Source organism: Dyadobacter sp. CY347, from assembly GCF_021502655.1.
GTDB lineage: Bacteria > Bacteroidota > Bacteroidia > Cytophagales > Spirosomataceae > Dyadobacter.
In genome coordinates, this window is record NZ_JAKFFT010000008.1 from 44,936 (window position 1) to 62,636 (window position 17,701).

The 17,701-nt window shown below is 45.0% G+C and carries 16 protein-coding genes and 1 pseudogene; 6 read left to right on the forward strand and 11 right to left on the reverse strand.

Going from position 1 to position 17,701, the window contains the following annotated elements:
* Nucleotides 1–35: 35 nt before the first annotated feature.
* Complete coding sequence (locus L0659_RS18530) at nucleotides 36–986, reverse strand: MBL fold metallo-hydrolase (RefSeq protein ID WP_235128092.1); 951 nt, start codon at nucleotides 984–986, stop codon at nucleotides 36–38.
* A gap of 48 nt (nucleotides 987–1,034) precedes the next feature.
* Here L0659_RS18530 and L0659_RS18535 point away from each other — a divergent pair, with 48 nt between their 5' ends.
* Together L0659_RS18535 and L0659_RS18540 are read left to right on the forward strand one after the other, a co-directional pair.
* Nucleotides 1,035–2,519: a cryptochrome/photolyase family protein gene (locus L0659_RS18535; protein WP_235128093.1), complete on the forward strand. Its 1,485-nt coding sequence runs from the start codon at nucleotides 1,035–1,037 to the stop codon at nucleotides 2,517–2,519.
* A gap of 59 nt (nucleotides 2,520–2,578) precedes the next feature.
* A complete protein-coding gene (locus L0659_RS18540; protein WP_235128094.1) occupies nucleotides 2,579–3,022 on the forward strand; it encodes a GNAT family N-acetyltransferase in 444 nt (147 codons plus the stop codon).
* Between the two features lie 12 nt (nucleotides 3,023–3,034).
* On the opposite strand, the gene L0659_RS18545 is transcribed toward L0659_RS18540, so the two are convergent.
* Both L0659_RS18545 and L0659_RS18550 read right to left on the reverse strand, forming a co-directional pair.
* Nucleotides 3,035–3,406, reverse strand: a complete 372-nt coding sequence (locus L0659_RS18545) for a type II toxin-antitoxin system HigA family antitoxin (protein WP_235128095.1) — start codon at nucleotides 3,404–3,406, stop codon at nucleotides 3,035–3,037.
* A gap of 6 nt (nucleotides 3,407–3,412) precedes the next feature.
* A pseudogene (locus tag L0659_RS18550) lies at nucleotides 3,413–3,714 on the reverse strand (type II toxin-antitoxin system HigB family toxin).
* An 81-nt stretch (nucleotides 3,715–3,795) separates the two neighbouring features.
* Here L0659_RS18550 and L0659_RS18555 point away from each other — a divergent pair.
* Nucleotides 3,796–4,920 (forward strand): AI-2E family transporter, encoded by a 1,125-nt coding sequence (locus tag L0659_RS18555; protein WP_255727466.1) that lies wholly within the window; start codon nucleotides 3,796–3,798, stop codon nucleotides 4,918–4,920.
* Nucleotides 4,921–4,956: 36 nt separating this feature from the next.
* On the opposite strand, the gene L0659_RS18560 is transcribed toward L0659_RS18555, so the two are convergent.
* The 4 genes from L0659_RS18560 to L0659_RS18575 form a co-directional block, all read right to left on the reverse strand.
* On the reverse strand, nucleotides 4,957–6,258 hold the full coding sequence (locus tag L0659_RS18560) for an AarF/ABC1/UbiB kinase family protein (protein WP_235128096.1): 1,302 nt from the start codon (nucleotides 6,256–6,258) through the stop codon (nucleotides 4,957–4,959).
* Between the two features lie 3 nt (nucleotides 6,259–6,261).
* Complete coding sequence (locus tag L0659_RS18565; RefSeq protein WP_235128097.1) at nucleotides 6,262–6,951, reverse strand: TetR family transcriptional regulator C-terminal domain-containing protein; 690 nt, start codon at nucleotides 6,949–6,951, stop codon at nucleotides 6,262–6,264.
* A gap of 131 nt (nucleotides 6,952–7,082) precedes the next feature.
* A complete protein-coding gene (locus L0659_RS18570; RefSeq protein WP_235128098.1) occupies nucleotides 7,083–8,429 on the reverse strand; it encodes a D-arabinono-1,4-lactone oxidase in 1,347 nt (448 codons plus the stop codon).
* A gap of 45 nt (nucleotides 8,430–8,474) precedes the next feature.
* On the reverse strand, nucleotides 8,475–10,136 hold the full coding sequence (locus L0659_RS18575) for a PLP-dependent aminotransferase family protein (RefSeq protein ID WP_235128099.1): 1,662 nt from the start codon (nucleotides 10,134–10,136) through the stop codon (nucleotides 8,475–8,477).
* 17 nt (nucleotides 10,137–10,153) lie between these two features.
* Between L0659_RS18575 and L0659_RS18580 the strand changes: the two genes are divergently transcribed.
* Nucleotides 10,154–12,094, forward strand: a complete 1,941-nt coding sequence (locus tag L0659_RS18580; protein ID WP_235128100.1) for a TonB-dependent siderophore receptor — start codon at nucleotides 10,154–10,156, stop codon at nucleotides 12,092–12,094.
* Nucleotides 12,095–12,147: 53 nt separating this feature from the next.
* Entirely contained in the window at nucleotides 12,148–13,023 is an 876-nt protein-coding gene (locus tag L0659_RS18585) for an alpha/beta fold hydrolase (RefSeq protein WP_235128101.1), read from the forward strand.
* Here the strand turns inward: L0659_RS18585 and L0659_RS18590 are convergent.
* Genes L0659_RS18590 through L0659_RS18605 form a run of 4 tightly spaced genes read right to left on the reverse strand, consistent with a single transcriptional unit; the run spans nucleotide 13,004 to nucleotide 16,104 of the window.
* Entirely contained in the window at nucleotides 13,004–13,993 is a 990-nt protein-coding gene (locus L0659_RS18590; RefSeq protein WP_235128102.1) for an NAD(P)H-quinone oxidoreductase, read from the reverse strand. The genes L0659_RS18585 and L0659_RS18590 overlap by 20 nt on opposite strands.
* 26 nt (nucleotides 13,994–14,019) lie before the next feature.
* Nucleotides 14,020–14,388, reverse strand: a complete 369-nt coding sequence (locus L0659_RS18595) for a YccF domain-containing protein (RefSeq protein WP_235128103.1) — start codon at nucleotides 14,386–14,388, stop codon at nucleotides 14,020–14,022.
* Nucleotides 14,389–14,404: 16 nt separating this feature from the next.
* Nucleotides 14,405–15,019 (reverse strand): pseudouridine synthase, encoded by a 615-nt coding sequence (locus L0659_RS18600; RefSeq protein WP_235128104.1) that lies wholly within the window; start codon nucleotides 15,017–15,019, stop codon nucleotides 14,405–14,407.
* Between the two features lie 8 nt (nucleotides 15,020–15,027).
* Nucleotides 15,028–16,104 carry a DUF3500 domain-containing protein gene (locus tag L0659_RS18605; RefSeq protein WP_235128105.1) on the reverse strand — a complete coding sequence of 359 codons (1,077 nt, stop codon included), beginning with the start codon at nucleotides 16,102–16,104 and terminating at the stop codon, nucleotides 15,028–15,030.
* A gap of 162 nt (nucleotides 16,105–16,266) precedes the next feature.
* Between L0659_RS18605 and L0659_RS18610 the strand changes: the two genes are divergently transcribed.
* Nucleotides 16,267–17,613, forward strand: a complete 1,347-nt coding sequence (locus L0659_RS18610) for a deoxyguanosinetriphosphate triphosphohydrolase (protein WP_235128106.1) — start codon at nucleotides 16,267–16,269, stop codon at nucleotides 17,611–17,613.
* The last annotated feature ends 88 nt before the right edge of the window (nucleotides 17,614–17,701 follow it).

Here is a 17,701-nt window from a genome sequence, read left to right on the forward strand (position 1 = left end):
TTTCGGGGCGAATGTAATTTTTGAACCGGAAGTTGTTATTTCAATTCAAATGCGCTGCCCTGCTCAGGGAAGATCAGATTTAATCCCAGCGCATTATCAGCTGCCAGTTCTGCTTTGATCTTCAATACATTATCACCGCCTGGCTTCATGTGCGTAACAACCACATTCATGCCTCTCAAACTTCCTGCGCCGGAAATTCCTGCAAGAAAATCTAACTCTTTCATAAACCATTTTGGGGTCAAATGACCATATAATTGCCTGTCCAGCTGCTTATTAGGATACGAGACTTCTAAAAAAATCCCTGCAAGCTGCTTTGCCTTTACCAGTGGCGCGACCGCTTTCCAAACCTGCTGCATTTTATCCGATTTCTCGATTTCATCAGGGCCTGTATCGCCAAAATACAACAGATATCTTTCACCCTTTCGGATCAGAAACGCAGTGCTTTCGTAGGGATTTGAATGACTGAGCTTAAAAACCTGCACCGACATTTCTGTCTGCTCAATGTTCACTTCCTGATCTTCGCCCAGCATTTTATAAGTGTATTTTTTTAGCTCTGGCCCCACGCCCTCGTTCGCAACATTCGGCCAGCTTTGCCAGTTGAAATAATGCGCTTTAAGCGTTTCAATGCAATATTCCGTCCCATAAACACGCTTCGCAGTGTCTTCCACAGAATTGATCACCATGCCTGAAAGATGGTCCAGATGCGGGTGCGAGATCAGGTACGCTTTGATATATTTCCTCAAAACAACATCAGCCGGAACTGTAAAAACTTTATTAGCCACCGCTTTTGAAATCCCATTTGTGACAGTCCCGGCATCCAGGCATACAAACGCATTGGAATTCACTGGCGCTACCATATAAGCAGACAAGTTGCCATCGTCCCCTCCACCGCGCACGCCCAGCGGCACAACACGAAAACCGCCCTGCGCTAGGCAAAAGCAAATCGAAAGAATAAAGGCCGAGATTGATGATAACAGGATGCGCATGATTTTAGTAATGAAGTTGGCCGAAAGGAATCGACATTTAATAGACAAATGAAGTCAATTACATTAATTTTCCCGCATCAGTTATTTGAGAAACATCCTGCGCTCACGTCAGAAAGAGACGTTTTTCTGGTTGAAGAAGATTTGTTTTTCAACCAATTCTCATTTCACAAGCATAAAATATGCTTCCACCGTGCGTCCATGCAGGCTTACAAATTGTATTTGGAAAGCCAAAAAATCACCGTGCATTACATTGAGGCGCAGGATTCGTTCTCAGACGTCCGGAAACTGGTTCCTATGCTGAAAAAGAAAGGTGTTGAAGTGATTTTCTACGCTGATGTAACTGATAACTGGCTGCAAAAAAGACTTGCAGAAACGGCTAAAAAGAACCAGATCGAGCTTATTGAATTCGAAACGCCCATGTTTGTGAATTCCAAAGAGGATCTGGAAATGTATTTCATGAATAAAAAGCGCTATTTCCAGGCAGACTTTTACACCGCTCAACGGAAGAAATACAAAATCCTGCTCGACGAATCTGGTGAGCCCGAAGGCGGCAAATGGAGCTTTGATACGGAAAACCGTTTGAAATATCCCAAAAAACAAGTGCCTCCTGCAATTCAGTTTCCAGCAACTAATGATCAATATGCGGAGGCGAAGCGCTACGTTGAGAAGCATTATCGGGATAATTACGGGAACATTCCGGATGAAATACGCTTTCCGATCACTTTTGAGGAAAGCGATGCCTGGCTGGAACAGTTTATGGCAAAACGTTTTGAAGAATTTGGCAAATATGAAGATGCCATGGTCATTTCAGAACATTTTCTCCATCACAGCGTGTTGACACCAATGCTTAACACCGGCTTACTAACGCCGAAAAAAGTCATCAACGCAACATTGAAGTATGCACGAAAACACAACATCCCGCTTAATTCGACGGAAGGTTTTGTCCGGCAGATCGTTGGCTGGCGAGAATTTATTCATGGTGTATATGAATTCAAAGGAAGCAAAGAACGGACACGAAATTATTGGGGCTTCACAAGAAAAATGCCTGAATCCTTCTGGACCGGGACAACGGGCATTGAGCCGGTCGACATTGTCATCAACAAGGTGCTTGACATTGGCTACTGCCACCACATCGAGCGCTTAATGGTGCTCGGAAACTTCATGCTATTATGTGAATTCGACCCGGATGATGTGTATCGGTGGTTTATGGAAATGTTCATCGACGCTTACGACTGGGTAATGGTGCCCAACGTCTACGGCATGAGCCAGTTCGCCGACGGTGGGCTCATGGCAACCAAACCGTACATTAGCGGCAGCAACTATCTGATGAAAATGAGCGATTTCCCAAAAGGCGAATGGCAGCAAACCTGGGACGGGCTCTTTTGGCGGTTCATGGATAAAAACCGAAAATTTTTCCTGAAAAATCCGAGATTAGGCATGCTAATCAGAACATTTGACAATATGGACGAAGCCAAAAAGCAAGCCCATTTACAGCACGCTGATGATTTTTTGAAGAAACTGGACAAACAATAAGCTGCTAATCATAAGCTTATCGCCTAATTTCGCAATCCATTTTCCCAGACATGCCAACAATGATCAGAACAAATAGCGAGAATCCGGATTTCAAACGCCTAACGGATCTTCTGGACGACGAGCTCTGCCTCCTATACAACACACAAAAAGCGGATTACGAAGAATACAACCGCATTACAAACCTGCCGACGGTGATCCTGGCTTACGCGGATAACGCTGCCATCGGCTGCGGATGCTTCAAAATTCATGACGAAAAAACCATCGAATTAAAGCGCATGTTCGTCGCCCCAGCACTCAGAGGAAAGGGCATTGCTTCCGCCATGGTGACTGAATTAGAACATTGGGCCAAACAACTAGGCTTCCAGGAAGCAGTCCTTGAAACCGGCAACAAACAATCCGAAGCCATCTCAATGTACCAAAAACTAGGCTATTCGATTTCCGAAAAAACCGGTCAAAATCATGAAATCGGGCATAGCGTATTTATGAGGAAGCGGCTGGTTTAGAAAATTCCTTGCTTAGATATGGTGTAAAATAAAATCCGCAGGAATATCAAGTTCAGTGTGCACTGCCTTGATGAAGGGAACATCAGGCCGCTGCTTTCCACTTAAAATGAGTGACAACTTAGCATTACTTACACCCAGCTTGGTAGCCAGGTCCTTCTGTTTTAATTTCAATTCATACATCCGCAACTCAATCATCCCCTGAAAAGTCCTCGGCGGCTCCACGTAGTAATGCTTTTTCTCATAAGCCTGCGCCGCGAGCGCCATTAAACGGAGTTTTTCTGACTCGTCCGAGGAGAGGTTAGCTTCCCCTTTATTCATTATGTCCAGTATCTCTTCCATGATACGGTCATACTCTCGTTCACTTTTTATCTCTTCAAATTCCATGTTCTTCTATTTAAATTTGATAAGCGAGGCGTCAACTTGGTCATATTCAGCGTGCGTACCAATAAAGAGAATATAAAGGGTTCTGACATTGAAGCTTATGAGGGCTACCAGCCTGTATTATTTCCCTTGATATTAAAAACATATCGATCGTTTCCAACCGAATCGACGGAATTAAAGACTTGCTTTACGTCATGAAAATGAGCCCAGTTTGATCGCTCGGCAATCTTATACCAGCTCTTTAAAGCTTCTTCCGAATCGTGGTGCTTTTTCCCAAATTCTCTTATAGCTTTATAGCTAAGTATTACCATTATGAGATAGTGTGTTCCAAATCAAACTTACGAGAAAATTAATATTTTTAAAAATTATTTAGAAAATCTAAACAAACCACATTGTCTTTATCTACTTCCCCCGCCCCCTTCCACCAAAAACTAACCTACTCCCTCCTGGCCATAGGCTTGATCATGCTGGGGATTTATCTGGGACAAGACATTATTGTCCCGCTGGCGATGGCGGGGTTGATTGCGGTTTTGCTGAGGCCGGTGGAGGCCTGGCTTACGCGGATGGGGGTGCATAAGGTGCTGGCGATCACTCTGGCTGTGCTGCTGGCGGTTGTGATCGTTTCCGGCGTCGCGATTTTGCTTTCGATGCAGCTTTCCGATTTCTCGGATGAATGGCCTAAGCTAAAACGAAACATCAATGAATTTTACCGCGATGCGCGGCGCTGGATCAGGCGGGAATATAGCGTTAGTTATAGCAAGCAGGCCGAATATCTCAAAAACGCCCAGACAAAAACGCTCGAAAATTTCCAGGGTGCCGAGACGCTAGGCGTGGTAACCGGACCACTGGGAACATTGATCCTGATCCCTATTTACGCCTTTTTGCTCCTCTATTACCGGACTATGCTGCTGCACTTTATGGTCGTTTTGTTTGCAGAAGAATACAAACCGCGGGTGCTGGAAGTGCTGGGAGAAATTAAGTCCATTATCCAGAGTTACATGGTGGGTTTACTGCTCGAAACTGCCGCTGTTGCCGTGCTGAATTCAGTGGGATTGTTACTCTTAAATGTTCAGTACGCCATGTTGCTGGGCATTATGGCCGCTATTCTGAACCTCGTCCCATACATTGGCGGACTTGTGGCAACTGCCCTGGCGGTAATGGTGACGTTCATCAGCCATCCCGATGCGCATACGTTACTGGGTGTTGTGGGTGTGTTTATTGCGGTCCAGTTTGTGGATAATAATTTCCTGGTGCCATTGATTGTCGGTTCCAAAGTGAAGATCAATGCGTTGGTCTCCATTGTGGGTGTGCTGGTCGGTGGTGCCTTGGCTGGTTTGTCGGGAATGTTCCTTTCTATTCCTGCGATCGCGATGATGAAAGTGGTCTTTGACCGGATTGACGAGCTTAAACCCTGGGGGATTTTACTGGGCGACCAAACGCCCGAACAGGCGAATAATAACTTGTTCAGGCTTGTAAACAAGCGGAAACCCAAAAAGAAAACCGACGAAGATGTTTAGTCTTTCGCCGGTTTGAATAATTTAATAATCAATCATTTACATGACAAATTGCTTCGTTTCCACAGTCGCTTTCAAATCGTGTAACAGACTGAAAAGCCCGAAGAATGTGCGGTTGATGTAAATAAAATGTTTGGATCCGCGGTTCACATTCATTTTCCGAAGCTCCTTATCATTAGCATATTTCTCACCCAACGCCGCTAATTTCCCAAAGAATGTTTCATCCGAAAAATCGAATGTTTCAGACTGGAAAGGCTGGGTTAGCAATGATAGGATTTCTTTGAAAAGCTTCGAAAAATAAACCGTTTCCTGTGGCGTATCCTTACTTGAAAGAATCTCCAAAGCCTCCATTCTCGAATAGAAAATCTCAGGATCATTAAGTTTTTCTGGCTCGGCCAGCTCGAAATAAGGCGTGTAAAACGATTCCGGAATCTCCTTAATGCAGCCAAAATCAATGGCAATCAGGTTTCCAGCATTGTCAACCAGGAAGTTGCCCGGGTGTGGGTCCGCATGCACTTTTCTCAACTGATGAACCTGGAACATATAAAAATCCCAAAGTGCCTGCCCGATCTTGTTCGCTAAATGCTGATCAGTGTTGATTTTCGTAAATTCAGACAAATGCTTGCCCGTCATCCAATCCATTGAAATCACCCTTTCGCAGGATAACTCGGGATAATATTTAGGAAAACGCAGGTTAGGAATATGGGCGCAAGCCTCAGCGATTTCTGTACTCTGGGCTATTTCAAGAAAATAATTGGTTTCCTCGGTAAGCTTCGTTTCCACCTCTTTGAAATACTTATCCGAGTCCTTCGCCTGAATGTTGAACATGCTCATGGCAATCGGTTTCACCATCGCCAGGTCAGAAGAAATGCTTTCTGCGACGCCCGGATACTGGATTTTCACAGCCAGATCTTTCCCATCTTTCGTCGCCTTATGCACCTGACCAATGCTCGCAGCATTGATTGCATTGGCGTCAAATGAATCAAAAAGATCCAGCGGCGCTTTGCCAAAATATTTCTTGAATGTCTTCACAACCAGCGGCGCCGACAACGGCGGAACAGAGAATTGGGACAATGAAAACTTCTCCACATAAGCCTGCGGAAGAAAATTTTTCTCCATACTCAGCATTTGCGCCACTTTTAATGCGCTGCCTTTCAGGTTTTTAAGTCCGTCGTAAATATCCTCAGCGTTGTTGGTATTCAGGTTATCCCGCGCCGACTCAGGATTGGTGATCTTCTCACCATAATATTTTAAATAGTTACCCCCGATTTTTACACCGGTCGAAATCAATCTGGTTGCACGCTGAATTTTCGAAGTAGGTATGCTGTCAATTGTTTCCATTCCTTACCTCAACTTTTCTTTAATGAGAAATTTACCAAAATCGATCACACTTTCCAGCGGCGTGATATCAATGAGATCAAATGTTGCACGGATTGATTTTTCGATGAAAAGATCTGTCTTTTCAAAGCCAATAGATTCATCGTCAAGCCAGAATTTGAGTGTTACCATAAACTGGATCCACGCGCCTTCCTCCAACGCATCCTGCTGCGCCTTGCGGATCCGCTCGCTTTTGGATTTGAGATAACCTTCGCTGATCTGGCTGATGAAAGACTTGAACTGGTTCCTGAAATCTTTCAATTTCATTAGTCCGGCCAGGCGGTTCTTTTCGCTTTTCAGATCAAACACTACATAGCTTCTGTTAGCCGTAAGTATTTCAAAATAAGTGAAATAGTAAGTCAAAAGCTTGTCCCTGAAACCAAGCGCAGGCATGTCGCCGCTTTGGTTCATGAGCTCAACCGCAAGCCTGTGAAAGCTCACGAAAACGCTTTTTTCAATAGCCTCAATCGAAGAGAAATGTTTGTAAAATTCCTTTTCAATAATGCCGTGCCGCTTACAGAACAAATAAACCGATTCCGGCTTTTTGTTGTGTTCAAGGCAATCGTGCATATATAATTCAATGATCTTATCGGACGTGATTTCCCGGGCTGCATTTGGTAGGGCACCACCCGGAACTTCCTTCAATTTTGCTGCCATTATTTTATCTGTTTACAAAGTGTTAATCCACGCTTACAAAACGAATGTCAGGCCGCTTAAAATATTCATAGCGGACTATTTAGCAACAAAATAAAGGGCAGTAATCATTCACCAAACCGCTTAATAATTTTCTAAACCCTGAAAATATTCAGGTTAAGGAAGTCATTTCTAAACTTCCCTTTCGGATCCATTTCAATAGCCAGTGTGATGAACTCTTCCATTTTGACATAGCGCTTCGCAAGCAGATCCGGAGAAACCGAAAACAATTTGCCCCAATGCGGCCGCACATCATAAGGCGCCAATTCTCGCTCGATAATGGGCAAAAGCTTGCTAACCGCATCCCATTCCTGTTTCCAGGTAAAGTGAATGGCCACAGAATCCTGCTTATAACAAGGGCTCAACCAGAAATCATCTGCCGCAATGGTCCGTATTTCCGAAGTAAGCAAATGCGGCCCAACCTGACTTCCAAGCTTGGAAATAGCCATTATGGCATCCACAGCATTTTTTCTGGGCACAAAAAATTCCGATTGCAGCTCAACCCCGCTGCTAGGCGTAAAACCCATCTTGAAATGCGGCATGCGTTCATACCAGGGGCCGGAAACGCCCATTTGCTCGGTGCAGTTTTCGGCAGAAAGTTCAGGGATCGGGTGGAGGTTTTTGGTGGCCAGTTTTGCGCCAAAGAATTCTTGCTCGGCTTTTAAGGGCTTCCCGTCTTCTATCTTTTGCTTAACCCAAACTTCCGTAATGTCCTGACTTTGCCAGTTTGTAAACAAACTCACGCTATATCCGCTAGATTCGATCTTTTCAAAATTATCCTTCAACTGATCCAGAGGCAGATTTTCGTAAACAAACTGCCCCATCATAAACGTTGGCACCATATCCAATGTCACTTTTGTGACCACGCCCAAAGCGCCCAGGTTCACAACGGCAGCATTGAATTTCTCCCCATCATTTTTACGGCTCAATTGCATTACATCACCAGCCGCAGTCACAACTTCCATCGCCGAAACAGCCGTTGCAAGGTTTCCGTTTTTGTCGCCGGATCCATGCGTAGCCGTTGCACAAGCGCCCGCAACAGAAATGTGTGGCAGTGAGGCCAGATTATGCAGCGCGAAGCCTTTTTTATGCAGATAAGGGCTTAACTGACCATATTTCATGCCGGAATTGACCGTCACCGTTTTATTCGTTTCATCCAAAACAATGTGTTCCTCCGCATTTACCAGCGAAATAAACTGGTCCTTCGTGTCCGCAATGTTGTTGAAACAATGCCGGGTTCCGAGCACTTTCAGCTTGGGATATTTTTTTACAATTTCCTGAACCTGCCCCAAAGTCTTCGCCTGATCCAGTTTCCCGGTGCTGTATTCCAGGTTACCGGCCCAGTTTTTCAATTTATCGGCTTTCGCCCAGCCGGTTAATGGTGTAAATAATGGAGCTGTCATTAATGCGGATGAAAGTTTTATAAATGTTCTCTTATTCATAGTTTGGGGAGAAAGCATAATGAAAACCAGATGGATATGATTAAATCACAAATTAATTGAATAATTCAGGATTTCAACCGCCGTTCTGATTTCTCCCTCGTCCAGATTCCCGAATCCAAGCCGCATAGCGCTGAGCTGGCCGGTTTGGAAAAGCAATGTTTGGGGCAAATGCAGGTTTTGTTTCAAACAGGTCTTGCTAACCCGCATTAGATTAATGTCTTTTCGCCACTCCGTCCAGATCGCCAGTCCGCCGGGAGGGGTTTTGAAATTGAGAAATTCGTCGAAATTAGTGCGCAGTAATGTATCCAAAAGATCGCGTCGCTGGTGATAAACTTTCTGCGCCTTTTTAATATGTCGCTGAATTTCACCCTCATCCAAAAGCTCTCCTAATGCCTGTTCCATCATCAGATCACCCTGCCGGTCAATGATCCTGCGGAATTTCCCGAGTTCTGTGATCAGATTTTGTGGAGCAACAATGTAGCCGGAACGCAATCCGGGTGCCAGCGCTTTGCAAAATGAGCCGATATAAACCACCATTCCAGCCGGATCGGCGCTCGCAAGCGGTAAAACCGGACTGCTGTTGTAATGAAAATCGTAGTCATGGTCATCTTCCAGAATGATAAAGCCATACTGCACCGAAAGATTGAGCAATTCCATGCGCCGCTCCGCACTCAAAGTCACAGTTGTAGGATAATGATGGTGAGGCGTAATGTAAAGCATCCTCAGCCGCTTCGTTTCACATAATTTCCGCACAGCGTCCACGGAAATACCCTGCTCATCCACCGGAACCGAAATAATATTGGCCCCGGCCTGCTGAAAAATCATGTTCGCCACATAGTAACTCAGGTTCCCCACCACCACATTATCTCCCTTTTTAAGAAGCAGCATAGAAGCGAGATAAATGCCCATCTGAATGCCGCGTGTGGTGATAATGTTCTCTTCTCCAATATGCAGACCGCGCGTATTATTCAGATAATCAGCGAGCTTTGTCCTAAAAAAAGCATTGCCTTCCACATGGGAATAGCTAAGCAATTTCCGGTTGTTATTTCTTCTTAAAACACTTGAATAGGCTTTTGCAAGCTTGTCCATGGGAGCCAGGCGCACGTCGGGAAGTCCGTCGGTGAATTCGAGTTCGGCTTTGGAAACGGAGACGGGCCTGTCCAGAAGCATGCTTTCTTCAAATGCAAAGCCTGCTTTTTGAGGATATTTAACCAAATAATCAGCATTAAAAGGCAACGGATTTCCGGAATGTGCGGGTGACTTTTGGGTTACAAATGTTCCCTTATTCGGCCTGAGCTCGATCCAGCCCTGTGCATCAAGCTCATTATAAGCTGCTACCACGGTTTTTCTGTGCACTTCCAGAATTTCTGCAAGCGAACGGCTCCCCGGCAATCTGGCGCCTGTATATAGCACGCCACGCTGGATCGCATTGATCATCTGACGAGATATTTGCAGATAAACCGGCGTCTCATTTTGCCGGTCGATGGTGACAATACTTTGGAATGGAATTTCAACCGGACTACTCATAAACTTAAAACCGGAGCATGTTAACAGTCCGGCAAGATAGTAAGTTTGTCCAAAATAACTTTGATTCTGATATTTCAGCCATGATGACAATGCTATTATCTTTTTTAGTCCGGGCCTTGAAAGGCCCGGCAATGTTTTACTTTGCAATTTTGAAAGGCCCGGCAATGTTTTGCTTTTCAATTTTGAAAGGCCCGGCAATGTTTTGCTTTGCAATTTTGTATTCCAATATGCTTTATGCGCAGGATATTTCTTTGGATCCTGTTACCGTAACTTCTTCGCTTGTTGAGCAACGGGCTTCGCAGACTGGCCGGAACATTGCTGTTATCAAAGGCGAATATTTTCAGAACCTGCCTGTTCATAGCATTGATGATTTGCTTCGTTATGTGCCGGGCGTGGAAATCCAGGCGCGTGGGCCGATGGGTTCGCAAAGTGACATTGTGTTACGCGGCGGGACCTTTCAGCAAGTGCTCATTATTCTGGACGGTTTAAGGCTGAATGATCCTAATACAGGCCATTTTAATGCATATATACCTATTTCCCCTTCTGAAATCGAGCGTATCGAAGTTTTGAAAGGCGCTTCCTCAGCCATTTATGGTTCCGATGCTGTGGGTGGTGTGATTCATGTAATTTCCAAAACATTTGCAGCACGCTTACAATCAGGAAATAATGGTGAAAATACAGATGCAGTGCAGAGAACGAGCATTAATGGCGCGTTAACCGCTGGTGAATATGGCTTAAAAAATGCCAATGTGGGAGCGTTTGTACAGCGAAATAGGCTGGCGGTTTCAGGTGGTTTTTTATCAAATAACGCTTCCGGCGTTCAGCAGCGAGGCATTAAGGGATATTTTCATAACAATACGGCGTCGCTTTCGCTCAATTATGCGCTTTCTCCCAGTCTGAATGTAGCCGTGCGGAGTGCCTACGATCACCGCGATTTTGCTGCCCAGAATTTTTACACAGCCCTCAAATCCGATACAGCGAGTGAGAAGGTAAAAACATCCTGGAATCAGATTAAAATCGGTTTTAAGAAAGAAAAAACGGCCATTACGCTAGATGGAGGCTATAAATTTGTTCGCGATCAGTATCTATTTAACCCTCATTCCATCGCTAATAACAGCAAATCGCAGTTGTGGCAAGGCCTGCTAACCTGGCAGCAAACATTCACGCAAAGCACGAACCTGATTGCTGGCGTAAATTACCAAAACCGGAACATTGCTTCCAATGACCGCGGCGACCATTCGCTGAGCCAGCTCGCGCCGTTTGTTTCTTTGGTCCAAAATATCGGCTCCAATTTCACAGTAACACCTTCTGTAAGATTGGATTGGCGCGAAAGCATTGGTTCGGAAGTGGTCCCGCAGATCAATTTATCTTATAAAAAAGACAACTGGCAAGTGCGCGGAAGCGCTGGTAAAACGATCCGCGACGCTGACTTCACCGAGCGATTTAATAACTATCAAAAAACCTTGGTAACAGGCGGAAATGTGGGCAATCCAGCATTAAAAGCTGAAAAATCATTCAGTTATGAAGCAGGTGCGGATTGGTTTTTGACCAACAGCAACACAAATCAGCTCAAAATTTCCGGGACATTTTTTCAAAGACTACAAAACGACCTAATTGATTACGTTTCAACCCCTTATGCCCAAATGCCACGTAAAGAGAACTTATCTCCAACCGGGACTTTTGGCTTGGCACTGAACATTGCAGAAGTGAATACAACGGGATTCGAGCTTGATTTTCAGACTGTTAATGCTCTCTCATCCAATCAAAAGCTGATATTCAATGCAGGATTAACGTGGTTGAAAAGCGAAAGCAGCAATGCGCAGCCTTCTTTTTATGTATCGTCTCACGCGAAATTCCTGGGCAACTTTTCTGCCATTTACCAGGTCTCCGGGTTTTCAATTAGTCTGAATGGGTTGTATAAAAACAGGGCAGAGCGTGCGGCATCAGCCATTGAAGCGAACATTTCGAAAGATTATTTTTTACTAAATGCAAAGGCGGAATATGCTTTTCTGAACCGCAGCCTGGCCGTATTCGTGCAGGCCGACAATGCATTTGACGTTCAGTACAGCGATCTGCTTGGCTCCAAAATGCCGGGCCGATGGGCGATGGCCGGTTTGAGATTCAATTTTATCAAATAGAGAATCTTTATTATCTGTCAGCCCGTATATTCGAATAGCTTTCTGACATGATTATGCTTTCGAATATCTACATCCCCTCAATTTTCCTGACCATTTACCTAACGGTCCGCAGCGCCGAAATTTTTGGTCAGTCTACGGTAAATGGTGCAAACCGACCGTTAGAAAAATCATTTGCGTTAAATCAGGAGAATGATCATACTTTATCGGATGGAACGGCGACTACTCACGAACGATCTTCCGCGCCGGACCCCGATAAAATGAATCTCTATTTTTTAAGCGGCTTAGGAGCTGACAAGCGCGTTTTTAGCAAATTAGTTTTGGACGAACGGTTTGCTGTTCATTATATCGATTGGATCAAGCCGGAGAAAAAAGAAACAATTGCACACTATGCGGGCAGGCTGGCTTCGCAGATTGACACCACGCGGCCATTTCAATTAGTAGGCTTGTCATTTGGCGGGATTATTGCCTCCGAGCTTTCTGAAATCGTTCACCCGGAGCAAATAATCATTATTTCGAGCACACCAACAGGCGTTCCGATCTCCAAATTTTATCAGGGATTAACAAAATTTTTGTTGCTAAGCCCATTTGCTGCACCGTTTTTGAAGTCTACCAATACATTTACCTACAAATTTTTCGGCGCCGACACGCCAGAACTGAAAGCTCTGCTGAAATCCATTTTGCATGACACCGACAGCAAATTCCTGAAATGGGCTTTGGTAAGAATGGGAACCTGGAAAAGGCAGGACAACCTTGAAAATCTGTATCACATTCACGGCACGGCAGATAAGTTGATCCCCATCAAAATGGTAAAACCCGATGTGTCCATTGATGGCGCGGGCCATTTGATGGTTTACGCCCAAGCCAAGCAGATATCGGATATTTTAAATAAAAAACTGAGCGATAACTGGGTCACGACGCCCACTCGTTGACCAAAATAATCTTTCCGATATGATCGCTCGTTTCCATTAATGCGTGTGCTTGGGATGCTTCATTCATAGGAAATTGAGCGGCGATCACAGTTTTAAACTTTCCGGAATTGATTACGGGCCAAACATTGTCGAGAATTTCATTTGCAAGCTCAGTTTTGAATTCGTCGCTTCTGTTACGCAATGTGCTCCCGGTGATCGTAAGGCGTTTTTTCATAATTAATCCAAAATCCACCTCGGTCCCTTCAAGTTTACTGCCTTTCATGGTGTTGATAAAGACAAGCCGGCCGTCTTCCCGCAACAATCTGATATTTTTTGGAATGTAATCGCCTCCTACCATGTCCAGGATCGCATCCACACCTTCACTCTTCAGGTTTTCTTCAAAATCTTCGGTTTTATAATTAATGCCAATATCTGCGCCTAACCCAAGGCAAGCATTGCACTTTTCATCCGAGCCAGCCGTTGTGAAAACCTTCGCACCAAATGCTTTTGCAAGTTGAATAGCCGTAATTCCGATCCCGCTTGTGCCGCCATGAACCAGAAAATTTTCTCCCTCAATAAGTTTCCCACGTTGAAATGCATTATGCCAGACGGTAAAAACCGTTTCCGGCAAAGACGCAGCCTGCACGAAATCGAAGCCATTGGGGACGGGCAAACAATGTCCGGCTTGTGCGATGGCATACTGAGCATAACCGCCTCCCGCCAGCAACGCGCAAACGGCATCGCCTTTTTTCCAGTTAGTAACCTGATGCCCAACCTGCTCAATGATCCCCGCCACTTCCAACCCCGGAATATCTTGTGGTGCCCAGGCCGGCGGCGGATAATTTCCTTTGCGTTGGAAAACGTCGGGACGGTTGATCCCGGCTGCATAAACTTTAATTAGTACCTGGTTGTCAGCAGGTTGTGGCGTTGGACGCTCTTCCATACGAAGCACTTCCGGGCCGCCGGGCTGTGATATTATAATGGCTTTCATGTTTTTACTGTCAAATGAGATAATGACTAGTAAATTTCTTTGCCAAACGGCGTGAAAGACAAGCTCATCAATTTGAAATGTTGCTTCGCAAATGGCAAGCCAATGATGGTAATGGCCAGGATTATGCCAAAAACAAGGTGGGTGATTGCAATCCAGATCCCACCCAGCACGATCCAGATAATGTTAAAAATAGTGGACAAACAACCCGTATTCCCCGGAACATCTCTCACCTGCTGCCCGAAAGGAAACAATGTAAGCATCCCGATTTTGAAGCATTGGACGCCAAATGGAATGCCGATAATGGTCAGGCAGAGTGCAAAACCAACGATCATGTATTCCAGAAAAACGATAAATCCGCCAAAGATCAGCCAGATGATGTTACCTATTAAGTTCATGTTGAGGTCGTTTTAGTTATTTCCAATTATTGATCTTCAATAACCTAAAAAATTCGTTCTCTTCAATCTCTTTTACACCACCGGCAACCAGGTCGCCCAATTCCAGGTCCTCTATGCTTACGCGGATGAGTCGTTTGCAGCGGTGACCAGCGGTCCGCACCATTTTGCGGATCTGATGATATTTCCCTTCGGTTAATGTGATTTTCAGCCAGGTGTTCGGCACGCCTTCCCAGCTTTCACTCGAATGCGGAGGCAATATTACGGGCCTTGGAATGATTTCAACTTCGCATGATGACGTCACATATTCAACGCCGCCTTTTATTTTTATTCCAATCCCCGTCCTGAGCTTATGCAGCGTTTCCTCACTGACATGATGGCCTACATTCACCCAGTAAGTCCGCTTATGCGGCACCTCGCCCTGAAACAGCAAATTGGTAACACGCTTATTTGTAGTAAGGATCAAAAGCCCCTCAGAATGCCCGTCCAACCGCCCAATCGCATGAATCCCCTCCGGAAAATCAAACCCCAGATCCCCCAGCAACCCCACATCATCCGGACTCACAAACTGCGAAACCATATTGGGGGGCTTGTTGATGATAAAGTAACGGTGCGGTTTATTAATTGAATTCATGCCCAAAGTTAATGCGCCTTCTCGTAATGCCTCCGCAACATATCTTCCCCGAAATCATTTACCAAATCCCTCACAACAGAGTGAATGTGGTTTCCTTCGTTTTGGGTGTTGTCGAATTCGATGAGGAAGGTGGGGCCGTGGATGCGGTAGTAGTGGCCCTGGCCGGATCCGATGATGTTTTTTTGATCGCCCATCCAGGCAAAATGTATTTTATCCAGGCCTGTTTTTTCCAATTCTGCCCATTGCTGGTTTTTCAATGTCACGTGATAACGCTGTAAATACGACATAATCAGTTTTTTGAAGGCTGCTTTTTGCGGTGCGGTCATTTCAGCCATGGGGATGCCTTGCATTTTTTCCAACGATGCCTTTCTGGAATTGGAAGTAAACATTTCGTTGGGTGCGGTGCTGCCTATGACGGCTTTTTCGAGCTGTTTTTCATCGAATAAGTGTAGTAACTCAAATGCTGAATCTTCCTCGTTTTTCAGGATGCGCAAACCTTTTTGCGGCACATCCGCCTGCACATTACCAGGGTTACTGCCCATGAAACTCGGTGTGTAAGTGATCTCGCCTTTGATGGACGAAAAATGCAGCGACAAATGATGCCCTTCCACCCGCCAGCCCCAGGGATCCTTACCTGGCTCTCCAAAAACCAGAAAAGCAAAGTTTTCAGGATCGCGGTAAGTGTCGTTGGCAGGCCGTGTTTCAACAACTCTCAGTACATTTTCAAGGTCAATGATCTGCTCGGCTTTGGCATAACCTTCCTGGCTCAAAACCAGCTTGATCATATCCATAGCCACTTTTCGCTGGGCGGCAGTCATGGTTTTGAATGTGATTCCTTTCCGTTTCCGGGGAGTGAAATTCCAGTCGAAGCGGGCAGGATCGTCGTAGGGTAACTTGGTTTCTGCCAGCTGTTCTGCTGAAAGTGATTGAAGGAATGTTGTGGCGGCAACTGCCATTTCTCTGGCTAACTTTTCGTCTTTTGCAAGGTCTTTATCAATATCATTCCCTGCGGCCCATAAAAACATTGAACCGCTGAATATGAGCATGTTGAACAGCAGAGCGATTACTATCAGAAACTTTTTCATCTATATCTTATTTGAGAAATTCACATTAGAACAATGTATAAATCAAAAGCCCCATGCCTTGCGAAACTACCAATGTGAGTTTCTCCGCGGCCAGCAGGACAACGCCGGTTATTCCTTAATTACCGGAAAGGGATTAGTTTTGCCGGCAATTAAAATTTTTGAATGATGAATTGGGAGAAATTACTTTCGGCGAAGCGGTGGGGCAGTGAAGACAAATACAATGCGGATCCGGCCGAGGCGCGGTCGGAATTCCAGCGCGATTACGACCGGCTGATTTTCTCCTCACCATTCAGAAGATTGCAGAACAAGACTCAGGTTTTCCCGCTTCCCGGAAGCGTATTCGTTCATAACAGACTCACACACAGCCTGGAAGTGGCCAGCGTAGGAAAGTCATTAGGAAGAATTTTTTATAATAAACTCAAAAAAGACGATCCTAACATCGACGACAAGCTGCCGTTAATCAGCGAAATCGGGAACATTGTTTCGGCTGCCTGCCTCGCGCACGACCTCGGTAACCCGGCATTTGGACATTCGGGCGAGGCTGCGATCTCACATTATTTTACCAATGATGCCGGCTTGCAGTATCGCGACAAAGTCACCGAATCACAATGGGCTGATCTGACGCATTTTGAGGGAAATGCCAATGCTTTTCGCATTCTTACGCACCCTTATGCCGGTAAGGGTTACGGCAGTTTTGCGCTCACTTATTCCACGCTTGCGGCCATTGCAAAATATCCGTGCGAGTCGATTGCCGGCCATAATAAATCTAACATCTACACAAAAAAATACGGCTTCTTCCAATCAGAGCAAGCTGGTTTTCAGAAGATTGCAGCGGATCTGGAACTGGATATGGTTACGGATTCCCCATTGGTTTACAAGCGACATCCGCTGGTTTATCTCGTTGAAGCAGCAGATGATATTTGCTACAACATTATCGACCTTGAAGATGCGCACCGGCTGAAAATCTTATCTTACGGCGAGGTTGAAACATTGCTACTGCGGCTTTGTAATGATCCGAAAATGCCTGCGCGCCTAACAGAAATTGATGACGAAGACGCCAAAATCAGTTTGTTAAGGGCCAAATCCATCAGTACATTGATTTTCCAATGTTCGGAATTGTTCTATAATGAACAGGACGCCATTCTCAGCGGCGACTTTAACTCAGGGCTGATCGATGCAATTCAGGAGCCATATCGCTCGGTGATGAAGGACATTGTGAACATTTCTGTGAACAAAATCTATAATTACTCGTCCGTTGTTCAGATCGAAGTGGCGGGTTATAAGGTGATGGGCGGCTTGCTCGAAGAATTTGTCCCGGCTTATCTCAACAACAATTCACATTATTCACGGAAGTTGGTCGACCTGATTCCTAAACAATTTATCACTTCAAAAACCGACGAATATGCTAAAATTCAAACGGTCCTGGATTTTGTTTCGGGCATGACGGATCTGTATGCAGTGGAGTTATTCAGAAAAATTAAGGGTATTTCGTTCCCTTCGCTCTCCTGAAAATGTTTTTTGAAATAGAAACTTTTGGTTAAATGTAAAATTAATTCGTCTGTCAAAAGTTTTCTGTAAATTGTTGATCTAATTCATA